We start from the raw sequence: 21,920 nt of genomic DNA, 5'->3' as shown, positions 1-21,920 counted from the left end.
GCCACTTATATAAAGAGTTTAATAAGGAAATGACATGAAAAAATTAGTGATTGCAGCCGCGATTATTGCTGCAGGTGTGGGTGGCGTGAGCTATGCAAACTATGTTGCAACACAAGAGGTACGTGCTGAGGTTGATAAACAGTTGGCCTTGGTCAGCGAACAAACAGGTGCTACTTTTAACTACGCAGAGCTATCGGCGAGTGTTATTTCAAACAGTGTTGCCATTAGTAATATTGAAGTGACTAGCCCTGAGGGCGATAAAATTGCCACGGTTGAGCATGTTGAAGTGACAGGTTACGAAACCGATAAAATATCGCCACATACTGCTTTTACGTTAAAAAACTTTCAATTTGATAAAAGCTTTGTCGATACACTTCCTGCAGATACAAATACACAACTTGCCTCAGCCAGTTATGATTTACACTCTTCATTAGATTACGATGAGCAATCAGGTAACAGTGATATTGTTGTTAAGCTGCAAGCTAATGATATTGCCAGTATTGATATGGACATGGGGCTTGCTAATTCTAAAGCGCTCATGGACGCTTCACTTGAAATCAGTAAGGCTCAACAAGCTGCAGGCAGTACGCCACTTACTTATGAGCAAGAGTTACAGCAGCAAACAATGATTATGCAAGCAATGAGTAAGCTAGAGCCACGTAATGTTAGCTTAGTTATTAATAACCAAGGTGATCTTAAAGGCTTATTAGAAAGTGAGCTAGCAAAGCAAGGTATGACGTTAGAGCAAATGCAAACAATGCTTGATCAACAGCTTCAACAAGCACCTGTGACCGAAGAAATAGCCAAGGCGTTAACTGATTTTGCTAAAGGACTAAATTCGTTTAGTGTGTCAGCAAAACTGCCTGAAGGTAAAACTATGATGGAAGTGAATCAGCAACTAATGATGTTAGCAGGGCAACCCGAAGAGCTGGTTAAGTTTATAAATTTAGAAGTTAAAGGCAAATAACAGCGGTAAGTTATAAGCCGTCAGGATTCAATTTAAAACAAAAAAGCCGTACTTGATTATTCAAGTACGGCTTTTATTATTTTAGCTGATAGTTAGTGAAGAATACGCGCTCTAATTGTGCCTTCAACTGCACTAAGTTCTTTAAGTGCGACTTCTGAGTGATCTGTGTCTACATCAATAACCACGTAGCCAATTGCTTCATCCGTTTGTAAGTACTGCGCGGCAATATTAATACCGTGCTGAGCAAACGCTTGGTTAATTTGCGTTAGCACGCCAGGGCGGTTGTGATGCACGTGTAACAAGCGGCTGCGATTAGCAAGCTCTGGCAATGATACTTCAGGGAAGTTAACCGCAGTAATAGTTGAGCCGTTATCTGAGTACTTAGCGAGTTTACCCGCTACTTCAATACCAATGTTCTCTTGTGCTTCTTGAGTAGAACCACCTATATGCGGCGTTAAAATAACGTTGTCGAATTCACGCAGTGGCGAGATAAATTCTTCATCGTTAGATTTAGGTTCAACTGGGAATACGTCAATTGCTGCGCCGCTGAGTTTTTTCTCTGTTAGCGCTTCTGCTAGGGCGTCAATATCAACGACAGTACCACGTGAAGCGTTAATTAAAATAGAGCCTTGCTTCATTACCGCCAATTCAGCCGTGCCAATCAGGTTTTTAGTTTGCGGTGTTTCAGGTACGTGCAAGCTAATAATATCAGCGCGTTGCAATAGCTGCGTTAAGTTATGTACTTGTGTCGCATTACCTAAAGACAGTTTGTCTTCAATGTCGTAATACTCCACGTTCATACCAATATTTTCAGCCATAATGCCCAACTGAGTACCAATGTGACCGTAGCCAATAATACCTAAGGTTTTACCGCGCGCTTCAAACGAGCCATTGGCTGTTTTTAACCAGCCACCACGGTGCGCAGCGGCATTTCGCTGTGGAATACCACGTAATAAAAGCAGTATTTCACCTAGTACAAGCTCAGCTACAGAGCGAGTATTTGAAAACGGGGCATTAAATACTGCAATACCGCGTTCACGTGCTGCGTTTAAATCTACTTGGTTGGTACCAATACAAAAACAACCGATAGCAACCAGTTTTTCAGCTGCATTTAATACCGATTCATTAATATGAGTACGAGAACGCAGCCCCACAAAGTGCACATCTTTAATGCGCTCAATAAGCTCGTCCTCAGGTAGCGATGTTTTAACGTAGTCGATATTGCTATAACCGTTACGTTTTAGCGTTTCTACAGCGCTTTGATGAACACCTTCAAGCAAGAGAATTTTAATTTTGTCTTTTGCTAACGATACCTTACTCATAACCATATCCTATTTAATTTGTGGCCCATTTTTTGTGCCGATAATCACTTTATCAGCACCGCGCTCTGCAAATAGGCCGTTGGTGACTACGCCAACAATTTGATTTATTTGTGTTTCAAGCTGTTTAGCATGGGTAATTTTTAAATTATGTACATCTAAAATAACGTTGCCGTTATCGGTTACAACACCTTGGCGATACACAGGATCACCGCCAAGTTTTAATAATTCGCGGGCAACATAGCTGCGCGCCATCGGAATAACTTCAACTGGCAGCGGGAAATCCCCTAAGATATCGACTAGTTTGGTGTCATCAACAATACACACAAACTGTTTAGCCACTGCCGCGACTATTTTTTCACGGGTGAGCGCTGCACCACCGCCTTTAATCATTTCGTTTAGAGCGTTAATTTCATCTGCGCCATCAACGTATACATCCAGAGCATCAACATCATTTAGCTCAAATACTTCTATACCAAGTTCTTTTAAACGTGCTGTAGACGCTTCTGAACTAGATACTGCACCAACGATGGTGTCTTTTACTGTGCCTAAAGCATCAATAAAATGATTAACGGTTGAGCCTGTACCAACACCCACTATGGTGTTTTCTTTTACAAACTCCAGTGCAGCCCATGCAGCTGCTTTTTTTAATTCATCTTGTGTCATTGCTATGTGCTCATTTATGTCAAAAATAGACTGTTAGTTTACAAGATTAATTGTTACCAACAGTAGGTTTTATTGGGTGTAATAATAGTTTTAAGAGGCACATCCCACGATTCAATTGGGAGCTTATCCACTTGTTGGCATTCGTGTGCTAGGCCAATAAGTTGTGGTTGCTGCCAGTTTTCTTCGTGTAAACGTGCCAAGGTTCTATCGTAAAACCCACCCCCCATTCCAAGGCGATTACCAAATTTATCAAATGCAACAAGTGGCATAAGTAGATAATCAAGCGCTGGCAATGGGCATATTTGAGAGCAGTTCAGCTTAGGCTCCAAGATACCATAGCGGTTTGCTCTCATGGGTGAGTTTTTTTCATATCGTTGAAATAGTAAATTAGCCCCGTTGAAAGGGTGAATTACAGGTAAGTAAACATGCTGTTCAATGCTCCATAATTCATTAATTAACAATGAGGTATCTAATTCGCCATCATTGCTTAAATAAATGGCGATATGTTTTTTTTTAGCTGTTTTTTGGCTTTTTATATATTGAATAAAATTCAATTTAAGCGAGTGGGCCGCTATTTCTTGCTGGTTTTTTGATAGATTATTCCGTGCTTTACGAATATCGAGTCTTATTTGTGCGCGATTATTGCTCATTAAATAACTAAACCATGATTAAAAAGAGAATAAATTAGGAAATAATAAGTACACAGCAAGCACAATAAGTAATATTACAACTGTGGCAATCAGTGAATATAAAACAAGGTTACTGCGTTTTTTGGGTGTTGTAGAGAGTGGCTCATCTAGCATTAAATCGTCATCTTGCCATGGTTCGTCATTTTCATCAGGCAGTGATAACTCAACCTCGGGGAGACGTTGCTCAAGATCCTCAAGTTTCTCTTCAAGACGAATTAAGCTACTAGTAATGTAATCTAGGGCATCAAATAAGCGCTGATCTCGCTGGCTGTCGTGCGCTTTTTGAGAAGTAGCTTGTGTAGGGGCTGTTTGCTGAAGTTTGCTTTTGATCCCCAGCGTTGAAAGTAACTTAGCTTGCTTAAGGGCTTTCTCTTTGTTGCTAGGAGCAAACAGCGGCTTGCCATTAAAAAATGCCGCCACCTTTTCAGGTGAGGTTTTTAGTTTTTCTGTCAGTGCATTGGTCACTGCTTGGCTGTCTGCGCCTTCTGCAAGTCCTACAAATATAACACGAAAATTGTCGGCCATTTTTTATCCCTAACACGCTTTATTGTATAAGCAGAGTATATACCTAAAATGTTAAACAGTTCGAGACTGTTTTATGACTAACTTAATACACATAGCAAAACGGCCCTAAAAAGGGCCGTTTTAATATTAGCTAGGTGGCTTACAGGCCAGCTGCTGCGCGAAGTACGTCTGCTTTATCTGTGCGTTCCCATGGGAATTCATCACGGCCAAAGTGGCCGTAAGCCGCTGTTGGAAGATAAATAGGGCGCTCAAGATCAAGCATTTGAATTAGGCCGTAAGGGCGTAAGTCAAAGTGTTCACGAATAAGTTCGATTAAACGCGCTTCTTCTAATTTACCTGTGCCAAATGTTTCAACACTGATAGATGTTGGCTCTGCAACACCAATAGCATAAGACACCTGAAGTTCACACTTGTCAGCAAGGCCAGCAGCAACAATGTTTTTAGCAACATAACGTGCAGCATAAGCCGCTGAGCGGTCAACTTTTGATGGATCTTTACCAGAGAAAGCACCACCACCGTGACGAGCCATGCCACCGTAAGTATCTACAATGATTTTACGACCAGTTAAACCACAGTCACCCATTGGTCCACCAATTACAAAACGACCAGTTGGGTTAATAAAGAATTTAGTGGCACTAGTAATAAGCTCAGCAGGAAGTACTGGCTTAATGATAGTTTCCATTACCGCTTCTACTAAATCACTTTGCGATACATCTTCGCTGTGCTGAGTAGAAAGTACAACGGCATCAATGCCTACAGGCTTGCCATTTTCGTATGCAAACGTAACCTGTGATTTTGCATCTGGACGCAACCAGTTAAGCTCGCCGCTCTTACGTACTTGTGCTTGGCGTTGTACTAAACGGTGAGAATAAGTAATTGGAGCAGGCATTAATACTTCTGTTTCGTTACATGCGTAACCAAACATTAGGCCTTGGTCGCCAGCGCCTTGCTCTTCAGGGCTTGTACGGTCAACACCTTGGTTAATGTCAGGAGACTGTTTACCAATCGTGTTTAAAATTGCACACGAATCGGCATCAAAGCCCATGTCTGAATGTGTGTAACCAATTTCACGTACTGTTTTACGTGTAATTTCTTCGATATCAACCCATGCGCTAGTCGTGATTTCACCACCAACCATAACCATACCGGTTTTAACGTAAGTTTCACACGCTACACGGGCATGAGAGTCTTGCTCTAGGATAGCATCAAGTACCGCATCAGAAATTTGATCGGCGATTTTATCCGGATGACCTTCAGAAACAGATTCAGAAGTAAATAAATGTTTTGCCATTGTAATTATGCTCACAAATATTGCGCTTCACAAACGTCGGTATTAGCGCTAAAAAATTAAGGCGCGTATTTTATCTAAAACAAATGAACTTGCATAGTTTTTTTACGCCTAGACGTCTAAATAAAATATCTAATAGTAAATGGTTCTTAAAAAATATTCATAATGCCCTATTTTTATGGGTTTTTAATTGCACACAGCCCCCACAATAAGTAAGAATGGGGATAAATAAATACCCGCGCAAATACATATAAAGGTAGGAGAATTCATGCCATCTCGCAAAGAACTTGCAAATGCTATTCGCGTCTTGTCAATGGACGCAGTACAAAAGGCCAAATCTGGTCACCCTGGAGCCCCTATGGGCATGGCTGATATCGCAGAAGTATTATGGCGCGATTATCTAAAACATAACCCAACAAATCCAGAGTGGGCTGACCGAGATCGATTTATACTCTCAAATGGTCACGGTTCAATGCTAATTTATTCTCTACTGCATTTAAGTGGTTATGACTTGCCACTGGACGAAATTAAAAACTTCCGCCAAATGCATTCTAAAACACCAGGCCATCCAGAATATGGATACGCGCCAGGAATTGAGACCACTACGGGCCCATTAGGTCAAGGGATCACAAATGCGGTAGGTATGGCGATTGCTGAAAAAGCATTAGCAGCGCAGTTTAACCGTGAAGGCCACGACATTGTTGATCACCACACGTATGCGTTTATGGGTGATGGCTGTTTAATGGAAGGCATTTCTCATGAAGCATGCTCACTAGCCGGGACATTAGGCCTAGGCAAGTTAGTGGCATTTTGGGATGACAACGGCATTTCAATCGACGGTGAAGTTGAAGGTTGGTTTAGTGATGATACCCCAGCACGTTTTAAAGCATACGGCTGGCATGTAATTAGTGACGTTGATGGCCATGATAGCGATGCAGTAAGTGCAGCAATTGCAGAAGCTAAAAGCGTGACTGATAAGCCAACACTAATTTGTTGTAAAACTATTATTGGTTACGGCTCACCTAATAAATCAGGTAGCCACGATTGTCACGGTGCACCGCTAGGTGATGACGAAATTAAAGCGTCTCGCGAGTTTTTAGGTTGGACGGGCGATGCATTTGAAATCCCTGAAGATATTTATGCACAGTGGGATAACAAAGAAAAAGGCCAACAGCTTGAAGCAAGCTGGGACGAAAAATTTGCCGCATACGAAAAAGCATACCCAGAGCTAGCAGCAGAATACAAACGCCGTACACATTCAGAATTACCAGCTGACTGGGCTGAAAAATCACAAGCGTACATTGAAGAGCTGCAAGCAAACCCAGCAAACCCAGCATCACGTAAAGCGTCGCAAAATGCATTAAATGCGTTTGGCCCGTTACTACCTGAATTTATGGGTGGCTCTGCCGATTTAGCGGGTTCAAACTTAACAATTTGGGATGGCTCTAAAGGCTTAACTGCTGATGATGCAAGTGGTAACTACATTTACTACGGTGTACGTGAGTTTGGTATGTCGGCCATTATGAACGGTATTGCACTGCATAAAGGCTTTATTCCTTACGGCGCAACGTTCTTAATGTTTATGGAATACGCACGCAACGCGGTACGTATGGCTGCATTAATGAAGCAACCAAGCATTTTTGTATACACGCACGATTCAATCGGTTTAGGTGAAGATGGTCCAACTCACCAACCAGTTGAGCAAATTGCCAGCATGCGTTTAACGCCTAACCTATACAACTGGCGCCCATGTGACCAAGTTGAGTCAGCAATTGCATGGCAACAAGCTATTGAACGTAAAGACGGTCCTACATCTTTAATCTTTACTCGCCAAGGCTTAGAGCAACAAGCTCGTGATGCCCAGCAATTAAGCGATGTTAAAAAGGGTGGTTATATCCTAAGTTGTGACGGCAACCCAGAGCTTATTTTGATTGCAACGGGTTCTGAAGTACAGCTAGCGCAAGACTCTGCGAAAGAGCTACGTGCACAGGGTAAAAAGGTACGTGTTGTATCTATGCCGTGTACCGATGCGTTTGAAGATCAATCGCCTGAGTACAAAGAAAGCGTATTACCAGCAAGCGTTTCGCGTCGCGTAGCGATTGAAGCCGGTATTGCTGATTACTGGTACAAGTATGTAGGCCTAAATGGCGCAGTAGTTGGTATGACCACCTTTGGTGAGTCGGCACCGGCAAACGAGCTATTTGAGTTCTTCGGCTTTACGGTAGAAAATGTAGTTAACAAAGCAAACGCATTGTTTTAATTAATTACTTTAGTGTTTTAAAAGCCCGCGCTGTGTAAACAGGGCGGGCTTTTTTATGAGTTGTACTTTTATCACTTCTCTAAAGCGTAGTGTCTCATCGCCCTCTTTGTGCACAAATCATTAAAAATTAATTTGGACAAAGAGAAGCGAATGAGAAGAAAATGAGGTAATACAAAACCCAAATTATAAAAAATAGTTGTTTGATCACTTCTCTAAAGCGCAGCGTCTTTTAGTTCTCTTTGTCCATAAATCACTAAAAGTACTGTTCGAAACTCGTAGCCCGTTGCTCGAAGCATATCTCTCTATAAAGTCGTTCTTTTTTAACCTTTTGGATTTTAGATGAGTAATTTTCACAGCACTTAACTTGCAAGGTTTTTATGTATCAGGCACTGTGGGGGTAACAAAATTATAAATTAACAACAGGAGTTAACATGCCAAAGTTCGATAACGTTAGTGTGGTTAAAAAAGCCAATGTGTACTTTGATGGCAAAGTATCAAGCCGTACTGTGCTTTTAGGTAACGGTGAAGCAAAAACCTTGGGTTTTATGCAACCCGGTGAATTTGAGTTTAATACTAACCAAAAAGAGTGCATGGAGTTGTTAGCAGGGCAGTGGGATGTATTACTACCTGGTGAAAGCGAGTGGAAAACATTTAATGCGGGCGAGTCATTTAATGTTGATGCTAATGTGAGCTTTCATGTAAAAGTAAGTGATTTTGCAGATTATTGTTGTTCATACACCGATTAATTTGTTGGTTGATTAAATTATCAACACCTCTAAAGGCCGCTTCAAAGCGGCTTTTTGCATACTTAATGCTAAATGAATGATCTAAATCAGGTGGGGTAATAAATAATTGCGTAATTTTCATTTTTTCTCTTGTGTTAATTCGTTTAGCCCCCAATACTAACTATGAGGTAACAAATAAAAGGATACCCTATGAAAATTAATCTTTCTGGTCACCATGTTGACGTTACTGATTCTATTAAAGAACACATTAACGAAAAGTTCTCAAAAGTCGCGAGCCATTTTCCATCATTGATATCTCTAGATATTATTCTTTCAAAAGAGCATCATAAGTTCCAAGCAGAAATTAGCACAAATTATGAAGGTGCGCGTATATCGGTAAAAGGGGAAAACGAAGTTATGTATCCTGCTATTTCCAGCGCAGCTAAAAAACTCGATGCCGCACTAAAGCATCGTAAAGGGCAAATAAAAGCGAACTTACATGAAAAGCCTGTAAGTACCACACCAGAAATAGCACATGAAATCATCCAAGAGATGGATTTAAATTAATAACTAACAGCGTGTTATTTTAAAAAGAGCCTAAGGGCTCTTTTTTATTGCCTGTAAATTAGGTAAGTTATGCATTCACACAGTTTATTAATGATAAAAATTAATAATAAAAGCACATAACACACCAAATTTGAGAAGTTAATGCAGTACACACAAAACACATGGAAGTCTCGGTTAGGGGCGCTCGGCCCAGGTATTTTAATGGCAACCGCTGCCATTGGTGGCTCACACTTGGTGGCCTCTACTCAAGCAGGCGCATTATTTGGCTGGCAGCTATTTTGGCTTATTGTGGTGGTTAACGTTTTAAAGTACCCGTTTTTTCGTTTTGGTATGGAATACACACTCGCCACCAAAAATAGTTTAGTAGAAGGGTATAAAAACCAAGGGCCTGGGTATTTTTACAGTTTTATTGCCCTGAATATTATCGCCGCTGTGGTAAATACTGCGGGCGTATTGCTGCTTACGGCGAGCTTATTACACTACGCATTACCTATTAGTATCCCTGTTACCTTATTGTGCTGGTTAATATTGGCTGTGTGTTTAATTATATTATTACTAGGGCACTTTAAAGCGCTCGATAACGTAGCAAAAGCTATTATGGGGCTACTTACTATAGCAACCATAACCGCATTAGTTATTGCTATAAATAACGGCCCAGTAGCGCCTGTAAACTACGTTGGCCCCTCACCGTATGAACTTGCCATGTTAGGCTTTATGGTTGCCTTAATGGGCTGGATGCCAGCGCCTATTGAAATATCGGCACTGAGCTCTTTATGGCTTAAAGAAAAACAAACTCAGCAAAGTGTGACTAAAAGCCAAGGTTTATTCGACTTTAATTTAGGTTATTGGTTAACCGCAGGGCTTGCGCTGGTATTTTTTAGTTTAGGCGCGTTAGTGCAATACGGGCAGAGTACAAATATAGAGCTAGGCGGCGTGGCGTTTGCTAAACAGCTGATTGATATGTACGCATCAACAATAGGCGAGTGGGCAAGGCCTTTGGTATCAGCTATCGCGTTTTTGTGTATGTTTGGCACCACACTCACCGTACTTGACGGTTACGCCCGCACACTTAACGAATCACACAAATTACTTGGTTTTAAGCAATCTAAACACAGCTTAAATACGTGGCTTATACTGCAAGCATTGGCCGGTATGGCGGTTATTTTATTTTTTAAATCAGCCCTTGGCCCTATGCTTACCTTTGCAATGACACTTGCTTTTGTAACCACCCCTGTTTTTGCATGGCTTAACTTCAGCCTAGTGCGCTCAGAGCCCGCGATTAAACACAGTCTACTTTTGCGTAGCTTAACGTGGTTAGGTTTAGTGTACTTGGTTGGTTTTGCTGTGGCGTTTGTAGTGTGGAAGTTGATGTGATTTTATTTTCGAGGTTCGAGGTGAAAGGTGCAAATCAAACAACCTCTGCATAAATACCGACTAGTGTGGACCACGATAGCCTACGGTGGGCGAGAATTTGCCTGTCAAAAGTAATAGCTAGGTGAAAAAGATGATCATACTTGAAAGCCAAGTATTTAAGACAATCCCTAAGTCTCCAGAACAGAGCTTTATCTTTTTAAATAATACGCAAACAGATAAAGTTGTTGATGGTACTTATTTGGAGCTTTGCATTAAAGCCGGTTGTAAATACCTTGTCTTTATGACGGATGACACTCCTTACGAGGATATGCTTCATATCCATCTTTTGAATGAGCGCCTTGATATTATTGATTCAGCTACGATTGGTAGCATGTATTCAACGGGATCTTTTCGAAATTATAATATTCAAAACTCGAACACGTTAACTTTTCATTTTATTGGCGATACTAAATGGAAAATAGAAATACTAGATAGCAAGGAGTTCTTATTTCCTCTTATTTCTTCACTTAAAGGAGTTTCGAGAAAGAATATTTTTTATCAATATTTTAAAATTTATAGCAATCCTTCGTTATAAACCTTGTAACTTTAAATTGTCCTAGGTAATCATTATTTTATGTTTAATCTACAAGGTGGAAACTATGATATTTAATATGGTCATTACAGACAACTTCGCATCATTTTATGGTGAGGATAAAGAAGTACATATTTTTATTGATAGTTTTGATAATCAAAAGTTTGAAATGCGAATAGGGGACTTAGAACACTCGAAACCACTCGGTAGTGTTATCGCTTTTACTGATGATGAGTTAAATATAAAGTTATTAGCGCTTTATATTAAATATTAATACACGGAAAAATGAGTTGTAAATGGAAATAAGAACAGGCGAGCTTTCAAACCCACACGTCATAAAACTATTAAAAACGCATCATAACGATATGCTAAAGCACTCACCTGTTGAGAGCGTACATGCACTTGATGTGAGTAAACTCACTCACCCCAACATAACATTTTATAGCTTATGGATTGATTGTAATTTAGCGGGTGTAGGTGCATTAAAAGCGCTTAATACAACTCATGGCGAAATTAAATCAATGCGTACATCAAGTAACTATTTGCGCCAAGGCATAGCGGCTAAGCTACTTACGCATATTATTGAGCAGGCAACACTGCGAGGTTACAAAAAGCTAAGTTTAGAAACTGGAACAGCAGAGGCATTTTTGCCCGCACAAAAGCTCTACGCCCAATTTTGTTTTAAAGAGTGTGAACCGTTTGGGAATTATGAGCTAGATCCATATAGCTTGTTTATGAGTAAAGCGCTTTGAGTAAAAATGAACGAGAAAGTAAGGTTTCATAGTCATAGGACGTATATATTATCTGTATGGCGGTTCAGTTCGTGAAGTCGATAGTCAAAAATTATGATGTATGAAGTCAATATTTGACACTTTAGCTTCATGAAGTGGAACCGAGATCATGTTATGTTACTAAGATTGCATCTAAGGGAAATGTTAAATGTTCAAGCGTCTAAAAGTAAAAGTAGGTCGATTTTATATACATTACTTTTTTTGGTTTGCTCTGTGGCTTTCAATAGCAATTCTTTTATACGGCTTATTTATAATTTTATCAGCAAAGGGAGAGTCCAGTAATATTTTAGCAAACTTTGGAAGCTTTTCTGGTGGAATGGCTACAGTTATAGCTGCTCTTGTTGCTGTAAGAGAATTTATATTATTTAGGCATAATCAAGGTGTTAAAGAGTTTAGAGAGTTTTTCAGTACACAGGTACAATCTTTGCCTAATTTTGTTCTTGAGATGGCCGATGAGGCTTATTTACTATTTGCTAAGTTGGATCGTAAAGTTAAAGATGATTTAAAAAGACCCGGAGTAATCCATGAAATCCAAGAGCTTGAGAATAAATTAAAGCTGTTTGAAGAAGAAGTTTCTATCCGATACCATCAGCTAAGTGCAGAGTCAGCTAATATTTTTTCTATGAGTACATACTTAGAAATATTACTAGGCACTAAAACTAAACGTTTAATTTGTATTTTAGAAGAGTTAAGGGACGCAATTCTTAATTACGAGTTGAGAGCTGATTTTTATATAAATACAGTTACAAAAATGAGTAGCTCAGAAATAAAGTGTGATTACTTAGTTAATAATAAAAACGAGTTTATATCGCACTACCCTGGCTTGGATTACAAACGAAGAGGATCACTATTTCATAGGATGCCAAAGCTCCTAGGAGCTAAACGTAATTCAATAATAGGTGAAGTCTTTAAAATATATGAAGAGTTTAAAGAGTTAAAGATAACTTAAAAATTACGACCATAAAAGAAACTACTATTTCTAAATAACCACAAGTATGAGAGGAGTTTGGCTTGCATACAATTAACGCGGTGCATCGGATTGTTTCTGGTACATCCATCATTTTGTCGGATGGCGCGGCTTCGCCACTTATCCGACCTACGTCAAAAGGTAGGTTGGTTAAGCCGAAGGCGCCACCCAACAAAGTTATAGGTTCACGCCCGAAGCTCTGCTGCTGAGCTGTCGTAAATTAATATTTAACTCAGCTCTTTTATCGCGCTACTTATTCCATCTAAACTCAGCGGGTACATGCGGTTGTTCATCAGCTGCTTTATAAAATCAATTGATTGATAATACGGCCAGTGTTCAACCGGTTGTGGGTTGAGCCACGCGACTTTATCAAAGTGATTAGTGATTCGTGCCAGCCACGCGCTGCCGGGTTCTTCATTCCAATGTTCTACTGAGCCGCCAGGATAGGCAATTTCATACGGGCCCATAGTGGCATCACCGACAAATATAACTTTGTAGTCGCTGGTAAACTTGTTGATCAGCGTCATGGTGTCAATAACGTTTGAGTGGCGGCGTTGGTTATCTTGCCAAACATGTTCGTATAAACAGTTATGAAAGTAGTAAAACTCTAAATGTTTGAACTCGCTGTGGGCGGCGCTAAATAATTCTTCACAGGTATGAATGTAGTCATCCATTGAGCCGCCAATATCAAACAGCATCAATACTTTTACGGCGTTGTGGCGCTCGGGTGCCATTTTTACATCCAGCATGCCACCTTGTTTGGCGGTCGCGCGTATGGTTTCGTTTAAATCAAGGGTGTCGCTTGCGCCAGTGCGGGCAAATTTGCGTAGTTTTTTAAGGGCCAGCTTTATAGTGCGTGAGCCAATTTCGCGGTCAGAATCGAGGTTACGGTATTCGCGCTTATCCCACACTTTTACCGCTTGGCGATTGCGGTTGCCGTCTTGACCAATGCGTATGCCCTCAGGGTTATAGCCGTGTGCCCCAAAAGGCGAGGTGCCGCCGGTACCTACCCACTTATTGCCGCCAGCGTGGCGTTTTTGCTGTTCTTCTAAACGCTCTTTAAGAGTTTTCATCAGCTCGTCTAGCCCGCCCATGGCTTTTAGTTGAGCTTTTTCTTCATCGCTTAGGTGCTTTTCAAACTCTTTACGCAACCAATCTTCAGGTAAGTTGTGCTGCTGTTTTAAGCTCTCGAGCAGGTCTAAGTCGGCAATACCGCTAAAGTAATCGCTGAAAGCTTTATCGAAACGGTCAAAATGGGTTTCGTCTTTTACCATAATAGTGCGCGCTAAATGATAAAAGGCGTCTACATCAGCAAATACAACGCCTTGTTTTAAAGCGTTTATTAAATCGAGCAGTTCGCGCAGACTCACGGGTAAGCGGTATTTGCGTAGCGTGAAAAAAAACTGTACCAACATATTAGCGACGGCTCATAAACGCGAGCTTTTCGATTAGGCTTATGTCTTGCTCGTTTTTAAGTAGTGCGCCAAACATCGGCATTAAGCCGCCTTTTTGCGCTTTGTCGTGCAGGGTTTTTGCGTCTATATCTTCAGCCATTAATAGTTTTAACCAATCCAGTAACTCGCTGGTGGATGGCTTCTTTTTAAGGCCGTTGGCTTCGCGTAAGTTAAAAAACACTTCAAGTGCTTGGCGAACTAAATCTTGTTTAACATGCGGGTAGTGCACATCAATAATTTGCTGCATTTCGTCGCTATTTGGAAAATCAATATAATGGAAAAAGCAGCGGCGTAAAAACGCATCAGGCAGCTCTTTTTCATTGTTTGACGTGATGATCACAATAGGGCGCTCTTTGGCCACAATGCGCTCACCGGTTTCGTAAACGTGAAATTCCATTTTATCGAGTTCGAGTAGTAAATCGTTTGGAAACTCAATATCGGCTTTGTCTATTTCGTCAATCAGGAGTACTGGGCGTTTTCCGTTTAGCTCAGCGTACATGAAGGCTTGCCACAGCTTACCTTTAACTATGTAGTTACTAATATTGTGAACGCGCTCATCACCTAGCTGGCTGTCGCGTAAACGCGATACTGCATCGTACTCGTACAAACCTTGCTGCGCTTTAGTGGTTGATTTTATATGCCACTGAATAAGCTCTGTATCTAAACTTTTTGCCAGCTCTTCAGCCAACATGGTTTTACCTGTGCCCGGCTCGCCTTTAATTAAAAGCGGCTTTTGCAGCATAATAGCGGCGTTTACGGCCTGTTTTAATGCTGAGCTTGCGATGTAATTATCAGTAGAATTAAATTGCACGGGTTATCCTTTATCTGGTCTGAGCAGTAATTATTATGCGTTATAATGCCATAGTTAATCGGCTTCACCAAGGTAGGCAAAACGCGCAATCGTTTTACCGTCTTTTTCTACGGTTTCAGTAAACATACTTAGTGGACGTGCCCATATGCCGTATTCACCGTATAAGGCTTGGTAAATAACCAATTGCTCGTTGGTTTCGCTGTGAGTTGCCACATGCATAACTTTGTATTGTGGGCCTTTGTAGTGTTGATATAAACCCAGTTTTAGTGCTGTAGTCATAGTCTGTTATCTTGTATAATTTGCCTTCGCTTTTTATTATGCCAAAGAATACGCCAATACTATGAATTATATTTCTCTTGATGATTACAAAAAAGCCTGGGTATTTCGCCACAAAGATATTCCGGTTTCAGATATTGATGCAGCTAATATTAAACCGATGACCAGCGAACGTGCTGCAGTGCTATGGACAACCATGGTGAGTCGTGAACATGATCATCCTGACTTTTTTGATAAAACCGATTGGTGCGCGCAAGAGCAAAACTTTAGCCAAGAAGTAAATTGGGAAGACGCATGGGAAAGCGAAGCTCCCCAATTTCCTGACGCTATTTTAAACCACCTAGACTGGCAGGCTAACACCACCGTTTATTTTTGTATGGCGCGCGATAATATTATTGAAACGAGCTTTGATGTGTTTAAACGCAACTGGCAAAACTTTATGTTTTTAGCCGATGGCAGTTTATTAATTGGAAAAAAACGTAATACTGTTGTGCAATTTTTAGAATCAGGCATTGCGAAATTAGGCGAAAAGCCCTAACAATCGGTGCTTAAAAACTGTGCATTACTGTGTTATAAAACATCTATTAAGGTGTTTTTGAGTACAGCGATTGGTCAGTAAAAATAAGCAGTTTGACACAAATCAGCAAGTTGAAATGTGGCAAACTGATGCACAAAAAGTGCTTTATGCACAATTATGTAATGCCTTTTATCAGCGAGAGGTGCAACGCTTAGTTGCTGAACCTAATGGTGATCGTTTACGCAGGCAATTAAAAAGCCTGCCTTATTACATTGAACGTGCCGCAACACGGGTGGCTAATGCAACATCGCCTTTTACGTTCGATGCGCAAAATGGTGGGTGGCTTGAAAAGCAAAAACCAACTCCGCCAGAAGTTAATTCTTCAGCGAATGAACTTTTTTATCAAGTCTATGCCAAAGTTGGGCTGATTATTCCTGTATTATTACAAAATCACGGCCAAATTCGGGTTAGAATAGACAGCATTGATCAAGTAACTAAAACACAGATTCATTGCAATGAGCTTGGCTGGTTTGATTTTTTAGGTCAAGGGCTTGAGCAGCAAAGTGCGCAATTACTCAAACCCAACAAAGCAACGCTTGCTGCGGCGTGTTGTGGCCACCAGTGGCAGTTTTCAAAGCGCAGTACGCCACGGGTATTATCGTTACGGGAAATGTTATTGGCTGCCAATATTAATTGGCGCAATGTTAAGCGGCCATTGGCGTAAAGCTTACAATTCAAAATTAAAATAAGGAGTGTTTAATGCGATTTTTTCAATTTGGCTTGTTGTGCTTAGCACTTTTTATTCAGTATAGACTTTGGTTTGGCCATAATGGTGTGCAAGACTACACCCGTCTAAAAAATGCGGTAGCATCGCATCAACAAACAAACGAAAAGCTGATCAAGCGTAATAAAGTATTAAAAGCGGATATAGAAGATTTAAAGCTCGGCCTTGAAGGCATTGAAGAGCGTGCCCGCAACGAATTAGGAATGATTAAACCGGACGAAACCTTTATTCGTGTTTTACCGGCTCAACACCATGACAAATAAATTTACTATTGCAGCTATTGTTCCTGCCGCAGGTGTTGGCAGCAGAATGCAACATGCAACACCTAAGCAATATATTTCCTTAGCGGGAAAAACTATTTTAGAGCATTCGCTTGCCAAGTTGTCTGGCTTATCGCAGTTAAGTTCTATTGTGGTGGCACTGAGCGACAACGACCCTTACTTTGACGACCTCACCCTAACTGATCCTCGCATTGTGCGTGCCACTGGCGGCAAAGAACGTGCAGATTCAGTATTAAATAGTTTACTTTTTTTAGCAGCAAATCCGCCTACCTGGGTATTGGTGCATGACGCAGCAAGACCATTAGTGAATATTGCTGATATGGAGCATTTAATAACACAGTGCGTGCAATCAGATGAAGGCGGCATTTTAGCCAGTAAAGTAAAAGACACCATAAAACGCGGCCAAACACATGCACAGCACACTGTGCCGCGTGACGATTTATGGCAAGCGCTTACTCCGCAACTGTTTAAATATGACGAGCTGAAAACAGCACTGCAAAATGCGCTTAACAGCGGCGTAACCATTACTGATGAAGCCAGTGCAATGGAGTGGGCAAATAAGCCGGTAAAGCTGGTGGCAGGGCGCAGTGATAATATTAAAATTACCACCCCAGAAGATTTAGACTTAGCAGGCTTTTTACTGCAAAAACAAAATAATGAGAGTGCAACATGATACGAATAGGCCATGGTTTTGACGTGCATAAGTTTGGAGGCCAAGGGCCTTTAACCATCTGCGGCGAAAAAATTGATTACCCGCAAGGCTTTTTAGCGCACTCAGATGGTGATGTAGCTATTCATGCGTTGTGTGACGCGATTTTAGGCTCATTAGCGCTGGGCGATATTGGTAAGCACTTTCCAGATACAGCCAGTGAATATGAAAATATCGATAGCCGTATTTTACTTCGCCATGTAGTGAGTCTAGCCAAGCAACAGGGCTATGTATTGGGCAATGCGGATGTCACCATTGTGGCACAAGCACCAAAAATGCTGCCGCACATTCAAGCAATGCGAACCAATCTTGCCAGTGATTTAAATGCTGAGCTCTCACAGATAAATGTTAAAGCCACAACCACTGAAAAGCTCGGGTTTGAGGGGCGAAAAGAAGGTATTTCAAGCCATGCCGTGGTCATTATGAGTAAACAAAGCGCATGAGCGAATTAAATTATTTATATGGTGCGCCGCTTTCTAAAGCCGACTTTAAAACCACCGCAGAAGACTTTATGGTTGATGAAGATCTTGGTATAGAGTTTACCGGTAGTGGTGAACACGTGTGTTTGCAAGTGGTTAAAAAGGGTGAAAACACCCAATATGTTGCCAAGCTGATTGCACAAAAAGCGGGTGTATCGCCACGTGATGTAAGCTATGCCGGTATGAAAGACCGCCATGGAGTATGCTCGCAGTGGTTTAGCGTAAAAGTACCGATTAAAAAGCATATTGATTTTACTGAGCTCAACAGTGAAAGTGTGTTTGTGGTATCGCAGCAGCGCCATGAGCGAAAATTACGCACCGGTTGTCATAAAGGAAATAGATTTACTATTACCTTGCGCAATGTAACCGAGCCGCTTGATATTTTGTGCCGTATAAACGCAGTGCGTGCTGGTGTGCCTAACTATTTTGGTGAGCAGCGTTTTGGCCGTGATGGACACAACCTAGTGATGGCCGAAAAAATGTTTGCCGGTGAGCGCATACGCGATAAAAAGCTGCGAGGCATTATTATTTCTGCAGCACGTTCACATGTGTTTAATCAAATTGTTAGTTTACGCGTGGCAGAACATGGCCTTGCTAAAACCATGCACCGCGAAGTATTTATGCTTAGCGGTAGCAATGCGTTTTTTGAAGATGCGATAAGTGATGAAAATATTGCGCGTCTTGCCTCTGGCGATATTATGATGTCGGCGCCCATGGTGGGAAAAAGCGAAAAAGGCCTTACCGAACAAGAAAAAACATGGTTGGCACCGTATCAAGCATGGTGTGATGGCTTAGGTGAGTTAGGGCTTAAAAACGAGCGCAGGATGCTGCGTTTAATCCCCCAAGATCTAAGTGTAGAAACACTTGATGAACGCACATTAAAACTCAGCTTTGGTTTACCCAAAGGCTGCTTTGCAACGGCTTTACTGCGCGAACTGGTTGATTATACTGACGCCAGTCCTCGCGAGCGAAAAGAAAAGGATAACGTAGATGAAGATTCTATTAAGTAATGATGATGGTGTTAATGCCAAAGGTATTGCTGTTTTATACCAAGCATTAACACAAATTGCTGAGGTAACGCTGGTTGCGCCAGATAGAAATTGCAGTGGCGCAAGTAATTCACTGACGTTAATGAATCCTTTGCGTGCAACGACACTCGACAATGGCTTTATGTCGGTTAATGGCACGCCAACGGATTGTGTGCATTTAGGTGTGAATCAATTAATGGATGAAAAGCCCGATTTAGTGGTAGCCGGTATTAACCACGGCGGCAATTTAGGTGACGATACACTTTACTCTGGTACGGTTGCTGCGGCGACTGAAGGTCGTCATCTGGGTTTACCAGCAATTGCGGTGTCTTTGTGCTCTCACCATGGTGAACACTTTGAAACGGCAGCAGCCGTTACGGTCAATATTATTAAAGGGCTTGCTTCGCATCCACTGCCTAAAGATCAGATCATCAATATTAATGTGCCAGATATTCCTTTAAGTGAGCTAAAAGGGGTTCAGGTAACTCGCTTAGGCGCGCGACACAAAGCAGAAACCATGACTAAGCAAAGCGATCCTTGGGGACGCGATATTTTTTGGTATGGTTCTTTGGGTACAGAAAGCGATGCCGGTGAAGGCACTGATTTTTATGCTGTAAATAATGGCTATGCATCAGTCACCCCATTGAGCGTTGATATGACCGCTAAAGACAGTATCAAAGCTGTGGGAGAGTGGTTAGCCGAGTTGGAGATCAACCGTGCTGGCTAATTATACCCGCAGTGCACAAGCGCTTTCAGACCTATTACAACGAGAGGGCGTAGAAGATAAGGAGGTTTTAAAGGCGATTGCGCAAATTCCTCGGCATATCTTTATTGATGATGTACTAAAGCACAAAGCGTATCAAAATACGGCGCTACCGATAGGGCAAGGACAAACTATTTCTCAGCCTTACATTGTTGCCCGTATGACCGAATTGATGCGTTTAGCTGGCGTGAAAAGTAAAGTGTTAGAAATTGGTACCGGATCCGGCTATCAAACCGCGGTACTGGCTAAAACCTTTGATAAGGTGTATTCGGTTGAGCGTATAAAAGCTTTGCAATGGCAAGCAAAGCGTCGATTACATCAGCTCGATTTATATAATGTCACTATGAAACACGGTGATGGTTGGCAAGGATGGCAATCGCAAGCGCCATTTAATGGCATTATTGTGACGGCTGCGGCAACGATTATCCCTCCAGAACTACTCGCACAACTTGCAGATGGAGGCGTATTACTTGCCCCCATTGGTGAGGCAGAACAAAAATTAACCATGGTTATTCGCCAAGGCGATAGCTTTACAGAGCATGTAATTGCGCCAGTAAGATTTGTACCTTTGGTCCCTGGCGATATTGAATAGGAATTCATTTTGAAGTTGTTTACCAAGTTATATGATATGGCCTTAGTGTGGGCTAAGCATCGCCATGCAGAACGTTATTTAGCAGGGATGAGCTTTGCCGAATCGGTTTTTTTTCCGGTGCCACCCGATGTAATGTTAGCGCCTATGTCGCTGGCACAACCGAGTAAAGCATGGCGATTTGCAAGCTTTGCTACCGTAGCTTCTGTGCTTGGCGGCGTGCTAGGTTATCTACTAGGGTTTTGGTTATTTGAACCTGTTGTAGAGCCTTTTATTGCACAAATGCAATGGCAAGATAAATTTAATACGGCACTTACATGGTTTAAAGATTATGGCGTATGGGTGGTATTTTTAGCCGGGTTTTCGCCTATTCCTTATAAGGTATTTACTATTGGTGCAGGGGTATTACAAATGGCGTTTTTACCCTTTATTGTTGCATCGGCGGTTGGACGAGGGGCGCGTTTCTTTTTAGTATCTGCTTTAATGAAATGGGGCGGAGTTAAAATGGAGCAAAAATTACGTCAATATATTGAAGTGCTTGGCTGGGCTGTTGTTGCTTTAATTGTTGTTGCGTACATTTTATTACGTTAAGTACTATATATTAATGTTATTAACGCAGAGGGCAAAACGCATTGAATAAACAAATACGCTGTTATGTTGCTTTATTTATTAGTGTTTTGCTCTGTGCATGCTCGTCTCGCCATGTTCCCGCTCCGGTAAGCAGTTTAAATAATAATATTAATGACTATCCCTCACGGATTAATATTAACGGCGGAAAATACACAGTACAAAAAGGCGATACACTTTACTCGATTGCTTTTAGTGCCGGAAAAGATTTCAGAGAGCTTGCAAAAAACAATTCAATTCCATCACCTTACACTATTGTTCCTGGTCAGGTTGTTTCTCTTTTAGAGCCAAGCAAGCCAAGGGTTACAGCAAAAACGAATCAAAAACACCCAGCTAAAAAGTCATCTCGTTTACAAAAAAATAACAAAAAATTAAAGAAAGAGCTTGATAAGCCGAAAAAACGAAGGTATGTTCAAAAACAAGCTAACCAAAAAATTAGCAAGTCTCAAGGTTCTACAAACAGAAAGTTGAGTTGGTTTTGGCCTGCTAAAGGTAAAATAATCCAACGCTTTTCTAACAAGGAAAATGGTTATAAAGGCCTACAGATTGCTAATAAAAAGGGGACGGCAGTATTCGCCGCTGCTCAAGGAACGGTAGTCTATGCGGGTAGTGCACTAAGAGGTTACGGTAATTTAATTATATTGAAACATAATGATGATTACCTAAGTGCTTATGCACATAACTCAAAGTTACTTGTTAAAGAAAAGCAAATAGTGAAGGCGGGACAAAAAATAGCAGAAATTGGTAATTCAGAGTCTTCAGTAACGGCACTTCGCTTTGAAATTCGTTATCGAGGAAAAGCTGTTAACCCTGCTAAATACCTACCCTGAACTAAAGGTGTTGATTGACAGTTCTGGAGAAGGCTCATGGCTAATACAGCAAAAGCTAATAAA

The 21,920-nt window shown here is 41.2% G+C and carries 27 protein-coding genes; 19 read left to right on the top strand and 8 right to left on the bottom strand.

Annotated features, from left to right (window positions below):
* Positions 1-34: 34 nt before the first annotated feature.
* A complete protein-coding gene (locus KK487_RS11935) occupies positions 35-967 on the top strand; it encodes an aq_1923 C-terminal domain (RefSeq protein ID WP_036953516.1) in 933 nt (310 codons plus the stop codon).
* A 92-nt stretch (positions 968-1,059) separates the two neighbouring features.
* Here the strand turns inward: KK487_RS11935 and serA are convergent, their stop codons facing one another.
* The 5 genes from serA to metK all read right to left on the bottom strand — a co-directional run bounded on the left by serA (position 1,060) and on the right by metK (position 5,457).
* Positions 1,060-2,289 (bottom strand): phosphoglycerate dehydrogenase, encoded by a 1,230-nt coding sequence (serA, locus tag KK487_RS11930; RefSeq protein ID WP_028833921.1) that lies wholly within the window; start codon positions 2,287-2,289, stop codon positions 1,060-1,062.
* Between the two features lie 9 nt (positions 2,290-2,298).
* A complete protein-coding gene (gene rpiA, locus KK487_RS11925) occupies positions 2,299-2,952 on the bottom strand; it encodes a ribose-5-phosphate isomerase RpiA (protein WP_215521782.1) in 654 nt (217 codons plus the stop codon).
* Between the two features lie 53 nt (positions 2,953-3,005).
* On the bottom strand, positions 3,006-3,602 hold the full coding sequence (locus KK487_RS11920; RefSeq protein WP_036953519.1) for a 5-formyltetrahydrofolate cyclo-ligase: 597 nt from the start codon (positions 3,600-3,602) through the stop codon (positions 3,006-3,008).
* Between the two features lie 18 nt (positions 3,603-3,620).
* Entirely contained in the window at positions 3,621-4,166 is a 546-nt protein-coding gene (locus KK487_RS11915; protein ID WP_036953523.1) for a hypothetical protein, read from the bottom strand.
* A gap of 139 nt (positions 4,167-4,305) precedes the next feature.
* Positions 4,306-5,457 carry a methionine adenosyltransferase gene (metK, locus tag KK487_RS11910; protein ID WP_215521781.1) on the bottom strand — a complete coding sequence of 384 codons (1,152 nt, stop codon included), beginning with the start codon at positions 5,455-5,457 and terminating at the stop codon, positions 4,306-4,308.
* A 265-nt stretch (positions 5,458-5,722) separates the two neighbouring features.
* Between metK and tkt the strand changes: the two genes are divergently transcribed.
* The 8 genes from tkt (at position 5,723) to KK487_RS11870 (ending at position 12,691) form a co-directional block, all read left to right on the top strand.
* Positions 5,723-7,714, top strand: a complete 1,992-nt coding sequence (tkt, locus tag KK487_RS11905; RefSeq protein WP_028833925.1) for a transketolase — start codon at positions 5,723-5,725, stop codon at positions 7,712-7,714.
* A 431-nt stretch (positions 7,715-8,145) separates the two neighbouring features.
* Positions 8,146-8,460 (top strand): pyrimidine/purine nucleoside phosphorylase, encoded by a 315-nt coding sequence (ppnP, locus tag KK487_RS11900; protein ID WP_010387728.1) that lies wholly within the window; start codon positions 8,146-8,148, stop codon positions 8,458-8,460.
* A gap of 189 nt (positions 8,461-8,649) precedes the next feature.
* Positions 8,650-9,006, top strand: coding sequence for a ribosome hibernation-promoting factor, HPF/YfiA family (hpf, locus tag KK487_RS11895; protein WP_013465684.1), 357 nt, complete (start codon positions 8,650-8,652; stop codon positions 9,004-9,006).
* 141 nt (positions 9,007-9,147) lie between these two features.
* Positions 9,148-10,380, top strand: coding sequence for an NRAMP family divalent metal transporter (locus KK487_RS11890; protein ID WP_215521780.1), 1,233 nt, complete (start codon positions 9,148-9,150; stop codon positions 10,378-10,380).
* Positions 10,381-10,510: 130 nt separating this feature from the next.
* On the top strand, positions 10,511-10,954 hold the full coding sequence (locus tag KK487_RS11885) for a hypothetical protein (protein ID WP_215521779.1): 444 nt from the start codon (positions 10,511-10,513) through the stop codon (positions 10,952-10,954).
* Positions 10,955-11,018: 64 nt separating this feature from the next.
* The gene (locus KK487_RS11880; RefSeq protein WP_215521778.1) at positions 11,019-11,225 is read left to right on the top strand and encodes a hypothetical protein; all 207 of its coding nucleotides are present in this window, start codon (positions 11,019-11,021) and stop codon (positions 11,223-11,225) included.
* Between the two features lie 22 nt (positions 11,226-11,247).
* The gene (locus KK487_RS11875) at positions 11,248-11,703 is read left to right on the top strand and encodes a GNAT family N-acetyltransferase (protein WP_215521777.1); all 456 of its coding nucleotides are present in this window, start codon (positions 11,248-11,250) and stop codon (positions 11,701-11,703) included.
* Between the two features lie 187 nt (positions 11,704-11,890).
* Positions 11,891-12,691, top strand: a complete 801-nt coding sequence (locus tag KK487_RS11870) for a hypothetical protein (RefSeq protein ID WP_215521776.1) — start codon at positions 11,891-11,893, stop codon at positions 12,689-12,691.
* Between the two features lie 245 nt (positions 12,692-12,936).
* Here the strand turns inward: KK487_RS11870 and KK487_RS11865 are convergent, their stop codons facing one another.
* The 3 genes from KK487_RS11865 to KK487_RS11855 are packed head-to-tail and all read right to left on the bottom strand — an operon-like array spanning position 12,937 to position 15,253.
* Positions 12,937-14,124, bottom strand: coding sequence for a vWA domain-containing protein (locus KK487_RS11865; RefSeq protein WP_215521775.1), 1,188 nt, complete (start codon positions 14,122-14,124; stop codon positions 12,937-12,939).
* Position 14,125: 1 nt separating this feature from the next.
* On the bottom strand, positions 14,126-14,974 hold the full coding sequence (locus KK487_RS11860; protein WP_008464234.1) for an AAA family ATPase: 849 nt from the start codon (positions 14,972-14,974) through the stop codon (positions 14,126-14,128).
* A 54-nt stretch (positions 14,975-15,028) separates the two neighbouring features.
* Positions 15,029-15,253 carry a DUF1653 domain-containing protein gene (locus KK487_RS11855; protein WP_008110327.1) on the bottom strand — a complete coding sequence of 75 codons (225 nt, stop codon included), beginning with the start codon at positions 15,251-15,253 and terminating at the stop codon, positions 15,029-15,031.
* Positions 15,254-15,314: 61 nt separating this feature from the next.
* Between KK487_RS11855 and KK487_RS11850 the strand changes: the two genes are divergently transcribed.
* The 10 genes from KK487_RS11850 to KK487_RS11805 all read left to right on the top strand — a co-directional run bounded on the left by KK487_RS11850 (position 15,315) and on the right by KK487_RS11805 (position 21,857).
* Complete coding sequence (locus KK487_RS11850; RefSeq protein ID WP_036953550.1) at positions 15,315-15,788, top strand: DUF2947 domain-containing protein; 474 nt, start codon at positions 15,315-15,317, stop codon at positions 15,786-15,788.
* A gap of 70 nt (positions 15,789-15,858) precedes the next feature.
* Complete coding sequence (locus tag KK487_RS11845; RefSeq protein WP_215521774.1) at positions 15,859-16,491, top strand: hypothetical protein; 633 nt, start codon at positions 15,859-15,861, stop codon at positions 16,489-16,491.
* Between the two features lie 35 nt (positions 16,492-16,526).
* On the top strand, positions 16,527-16,814 hold the full coding sequence (gene ftsB, locus KK487_RS11840; protein WP_013465673.1) for a cell division protein FtsB: 288 nt from the start codon (positions 16,527-16,529) through the stop codon (positions 16,812-16,814).
* The gene (ispD, locus tag KK487_RS11835) at positions 16,804-17,505 is read left to right on the top strand and encodes a 2-C-methyl-D-erythritol 4-phosphate cytidylyltransferase (protein WP_215521773.1); all 702 of its coding nucleotides are present in this window, start codon (positions 16,804-16,806) and stop codon (positions 17,503-17,505) included. The genes ftsB and ispD overlap by 11 nt, the downstream gene beginning before the upstream one ends.
* The gene (gene ispF / locus KK487_RS11830; protein WP_016899658.1) at positions 17,502-17,984 is read left to right on the top strand and encodes a 2-C-methyl-D-erythritol 2,4-cyclodiphosphate synthase; all 483 of its coding nucleotides are present in this window, start codon (positions 17,502-17,504) and stop codon (positions 17,982-17,984) included. The genes ispD and ispF overlap by 4 nt, the downstream gene beginning before the upstream one ends.
* On the top strand, positions 17,981-19,030 hold the full coding sequence (gene truD / locus KK487_RS11825) for a tRNA pseudouridine(13) synthase TruD (RefSeq protein ID WP_215521772.1): 1,050 nt from the start codon (positions 17,981-17,983) through the stop codon (positions 19,028-19,030). The genes ispF and truD overlap by 4 nt, the downstream gene beginning before the upstream one ends.
* Entirely contained in the window at positions 19,011-19,775 is a 765-nt protein-coding gene (surE, locus tag KK487_RS11820; RefSeq protein WP_028833935.1) for a 5'/3'-nucleotidase SurE, read from the top strand. The genes truD and surE overlap by 20 nt, the downstream gene beginning before the upstream one ends.
* On the top strand, positions 19,765-20,403 hold the full coding sequence (locus KK487_RS11815) for a protein-L-isoaspartate(D-aspartate) O-methyltransferase (protein WP_016899661.1): 639 nt from the start codon (positions 19,765-19,767) through the stop codon (positions 20,401-20,403). The genes surE and KK487_RS11815 overlap by 11 nt, the downstream gene beginning before the upstream one ends.
* 9 nt (positions 20,404-20,412) lie before the next feature.
* Positions 20,413-20,991, top strand: a complete 579-nt coding sequence (locus KK487_RS11810) for a YqaA family protein (RefSeq protein WP_016899662.1) — start codon at positions 20,413-20,415, stop codon at positions 20,989-20,991.
* Positions 20,992-21,032: 41 nt separating this feature from the next.
* A complete protein-coding gene (locus KK487_RS11805) occupies positions 21,033-21,857 on the top strand; it encodes a peptidoglycan DD-metalloendopeptidase family protein (RefSeq protein WP_215521771.1) in 825 nt (274 codons plus the stop codon).
* Positions 21,858-21,920 lie beyond the last annotated feature (63 nt).

This window comes from Pseudoalteromonas sp. SiA1, from assembly GCF_018732205.1.
GTDB classification, from domain to species: Bacteria; Pseudomonadota; Gammaproteobacteria; order Enterobacterales; family Alteromonadaceae; genus Pseudoalteromonas; species Pseudoalteromonas tetraodonis.
Note: the sequence above shows the minus strand (reverse complement) of the source record. Positions and strands in the feature narration are given on the sequence as shown.

Bases quoted from the DNA above. Each gene is read 5' to 3' on its own strand.
- KK487_RS11935 (WP_036953516.1), top strand. From the start codon at position 35: ATGAAAAAATTAGTGATTGCAGCCGCGATTATTGCTGCAGGTGTGGGT.
- serA (WP_028833921.1), bottom strand. From the start codon at position 2,289: ATGAGTAAGGTATCGTTAGCAAAAGACAAAATTAAAATTCTCTTGCTT.
- rpiA (WP_215521782.1), bottom strand. From the start codon at position 2,952: ATGACACAAGATGAATTAAAAAAAGCAGCTGCATGGGCTGCACTGGAG.
- KK487_RS11920 (WP_036953519.1), bottom strand. From the start codon at position 3,602: ATGAGCAATAATCGCGCACAAATAAGACTCGATATTCGTAAAGCACGG.
- KK487_RS11915 (WP_036953523.1), bottom strand. From the start codon at position 4,166: ATGGCCGACAATTTTCGTGTTATATTTGTAGGACTTGCAGAAGGCGCA.
- metK (WP_215521781.1), bottom strand. From the start codon at position 5,457: ATGGCAAAACATTTATTTACTTCTGAATCTGTTTCTGAAGGTCATCCG.
- tkt (WP_028833925.1), top strand. From the start codon at position 5,723: ATGCCATCTCGCAAAGAACTTGCAAATGCTATTCGCGTCTTGTCAATG.
- ppnP (WP_010387728.1), top strand. From the start codon at position 8,146: ATGCCAAAGTTCGATAACGTTAGTGTGGTTAAAAAAGCCAATGTGTAC.
- hpf (WP_013465684.1), top strand. From the start codon at position 8,650: ATGAAAATTAATCTTTCTGGTCACCATGTTGACGTTACTGATTCTATT.
- KK487_RS11890 (WP_215521780.1), top strand. From the start codon at position 9,148: ATGCAGTACACACAAAACACATGGAAGTCTCGGTTAGGGGCGCTCGGC.
- KK487_RS11885 (WP_215521779.1), top strand. From the start codon at position 10,511: ATGATCATACTTGAAAGCCAAGTATTTAAGACAATCCCTAAGTCTCCA.
- KK487_RS11880 (WP_215521778.1), top strand. From the start codon at position 11,019: ATGATATTTAATATGGTCATTACAGACAACTTCGCATCATTTTATGGT.
- KK487_RS11875 (WP_215521777.1), top strand. From the start codon at position 11,248: ATGGAAATAAGAACAGGCGAGCTTTCAAACCCACACGTCATAAAACTA.
- KK487_RS11870 (WP_215521776.1), top strand. From the start codon at position 11,891: ATGTTCAAGCGTCTAAAAGTAAAAGTAGGTCGATTTTATATACATTAC.
- KK487_RS11865 (WP_215521775.1), bottom strand. From the start codon at position 14,124: ATGTTGGTACAGTTTTTTTTCACGCTACGCAAATACCGCTTACCCGTG.
- KK487_RS11855 (WP_008110327.1), bottom strand. From the start codon at position 15,253: ATGACTACAGCACTAAAACTGGGTTTATATCAACACTACAAAGGCCCA.
- KK487_RS11850 (WP_036953550.1), top strand. From the start codon at position 15,315: ATGAATTATATTTCTCTTGATGATTACAAAAAAGCCTGGGTATTTCGC.
- ftsB (WP_013465673.1), top strand. From the start codon at position 16,527: ATGCGATTTTTTCAATTTGGCTTGTTGTGCTTAGCACTTTTTATTCAG.
- ispD (WP_215521773.1), top strand. From the start codon at position 16,804: ATGACAAATAAATTTACTATTGCAGCTATTGTTCCTGCCGCAGGTGTT.
- ispF (WP_016899658.1), top strand. From the start codon at position 17,502: ATGATACGAATAGGCCATGGTTTTGACGTGCATAAGTTTGGAGGCCAA.
- truD (WP_215521772.1), top strand. From the start codon at position 17,981: ATGAGCGAATTAAATTATTTATATGGTGCGCCGCTTTCTAAAGCCGAC.
- surE (WP_028833935.1), top strand. From the start codon at position 19,011: ATGAAGATTCTATTAAGTAATGATGATGGTGTTAATGCCAAAGGTATT.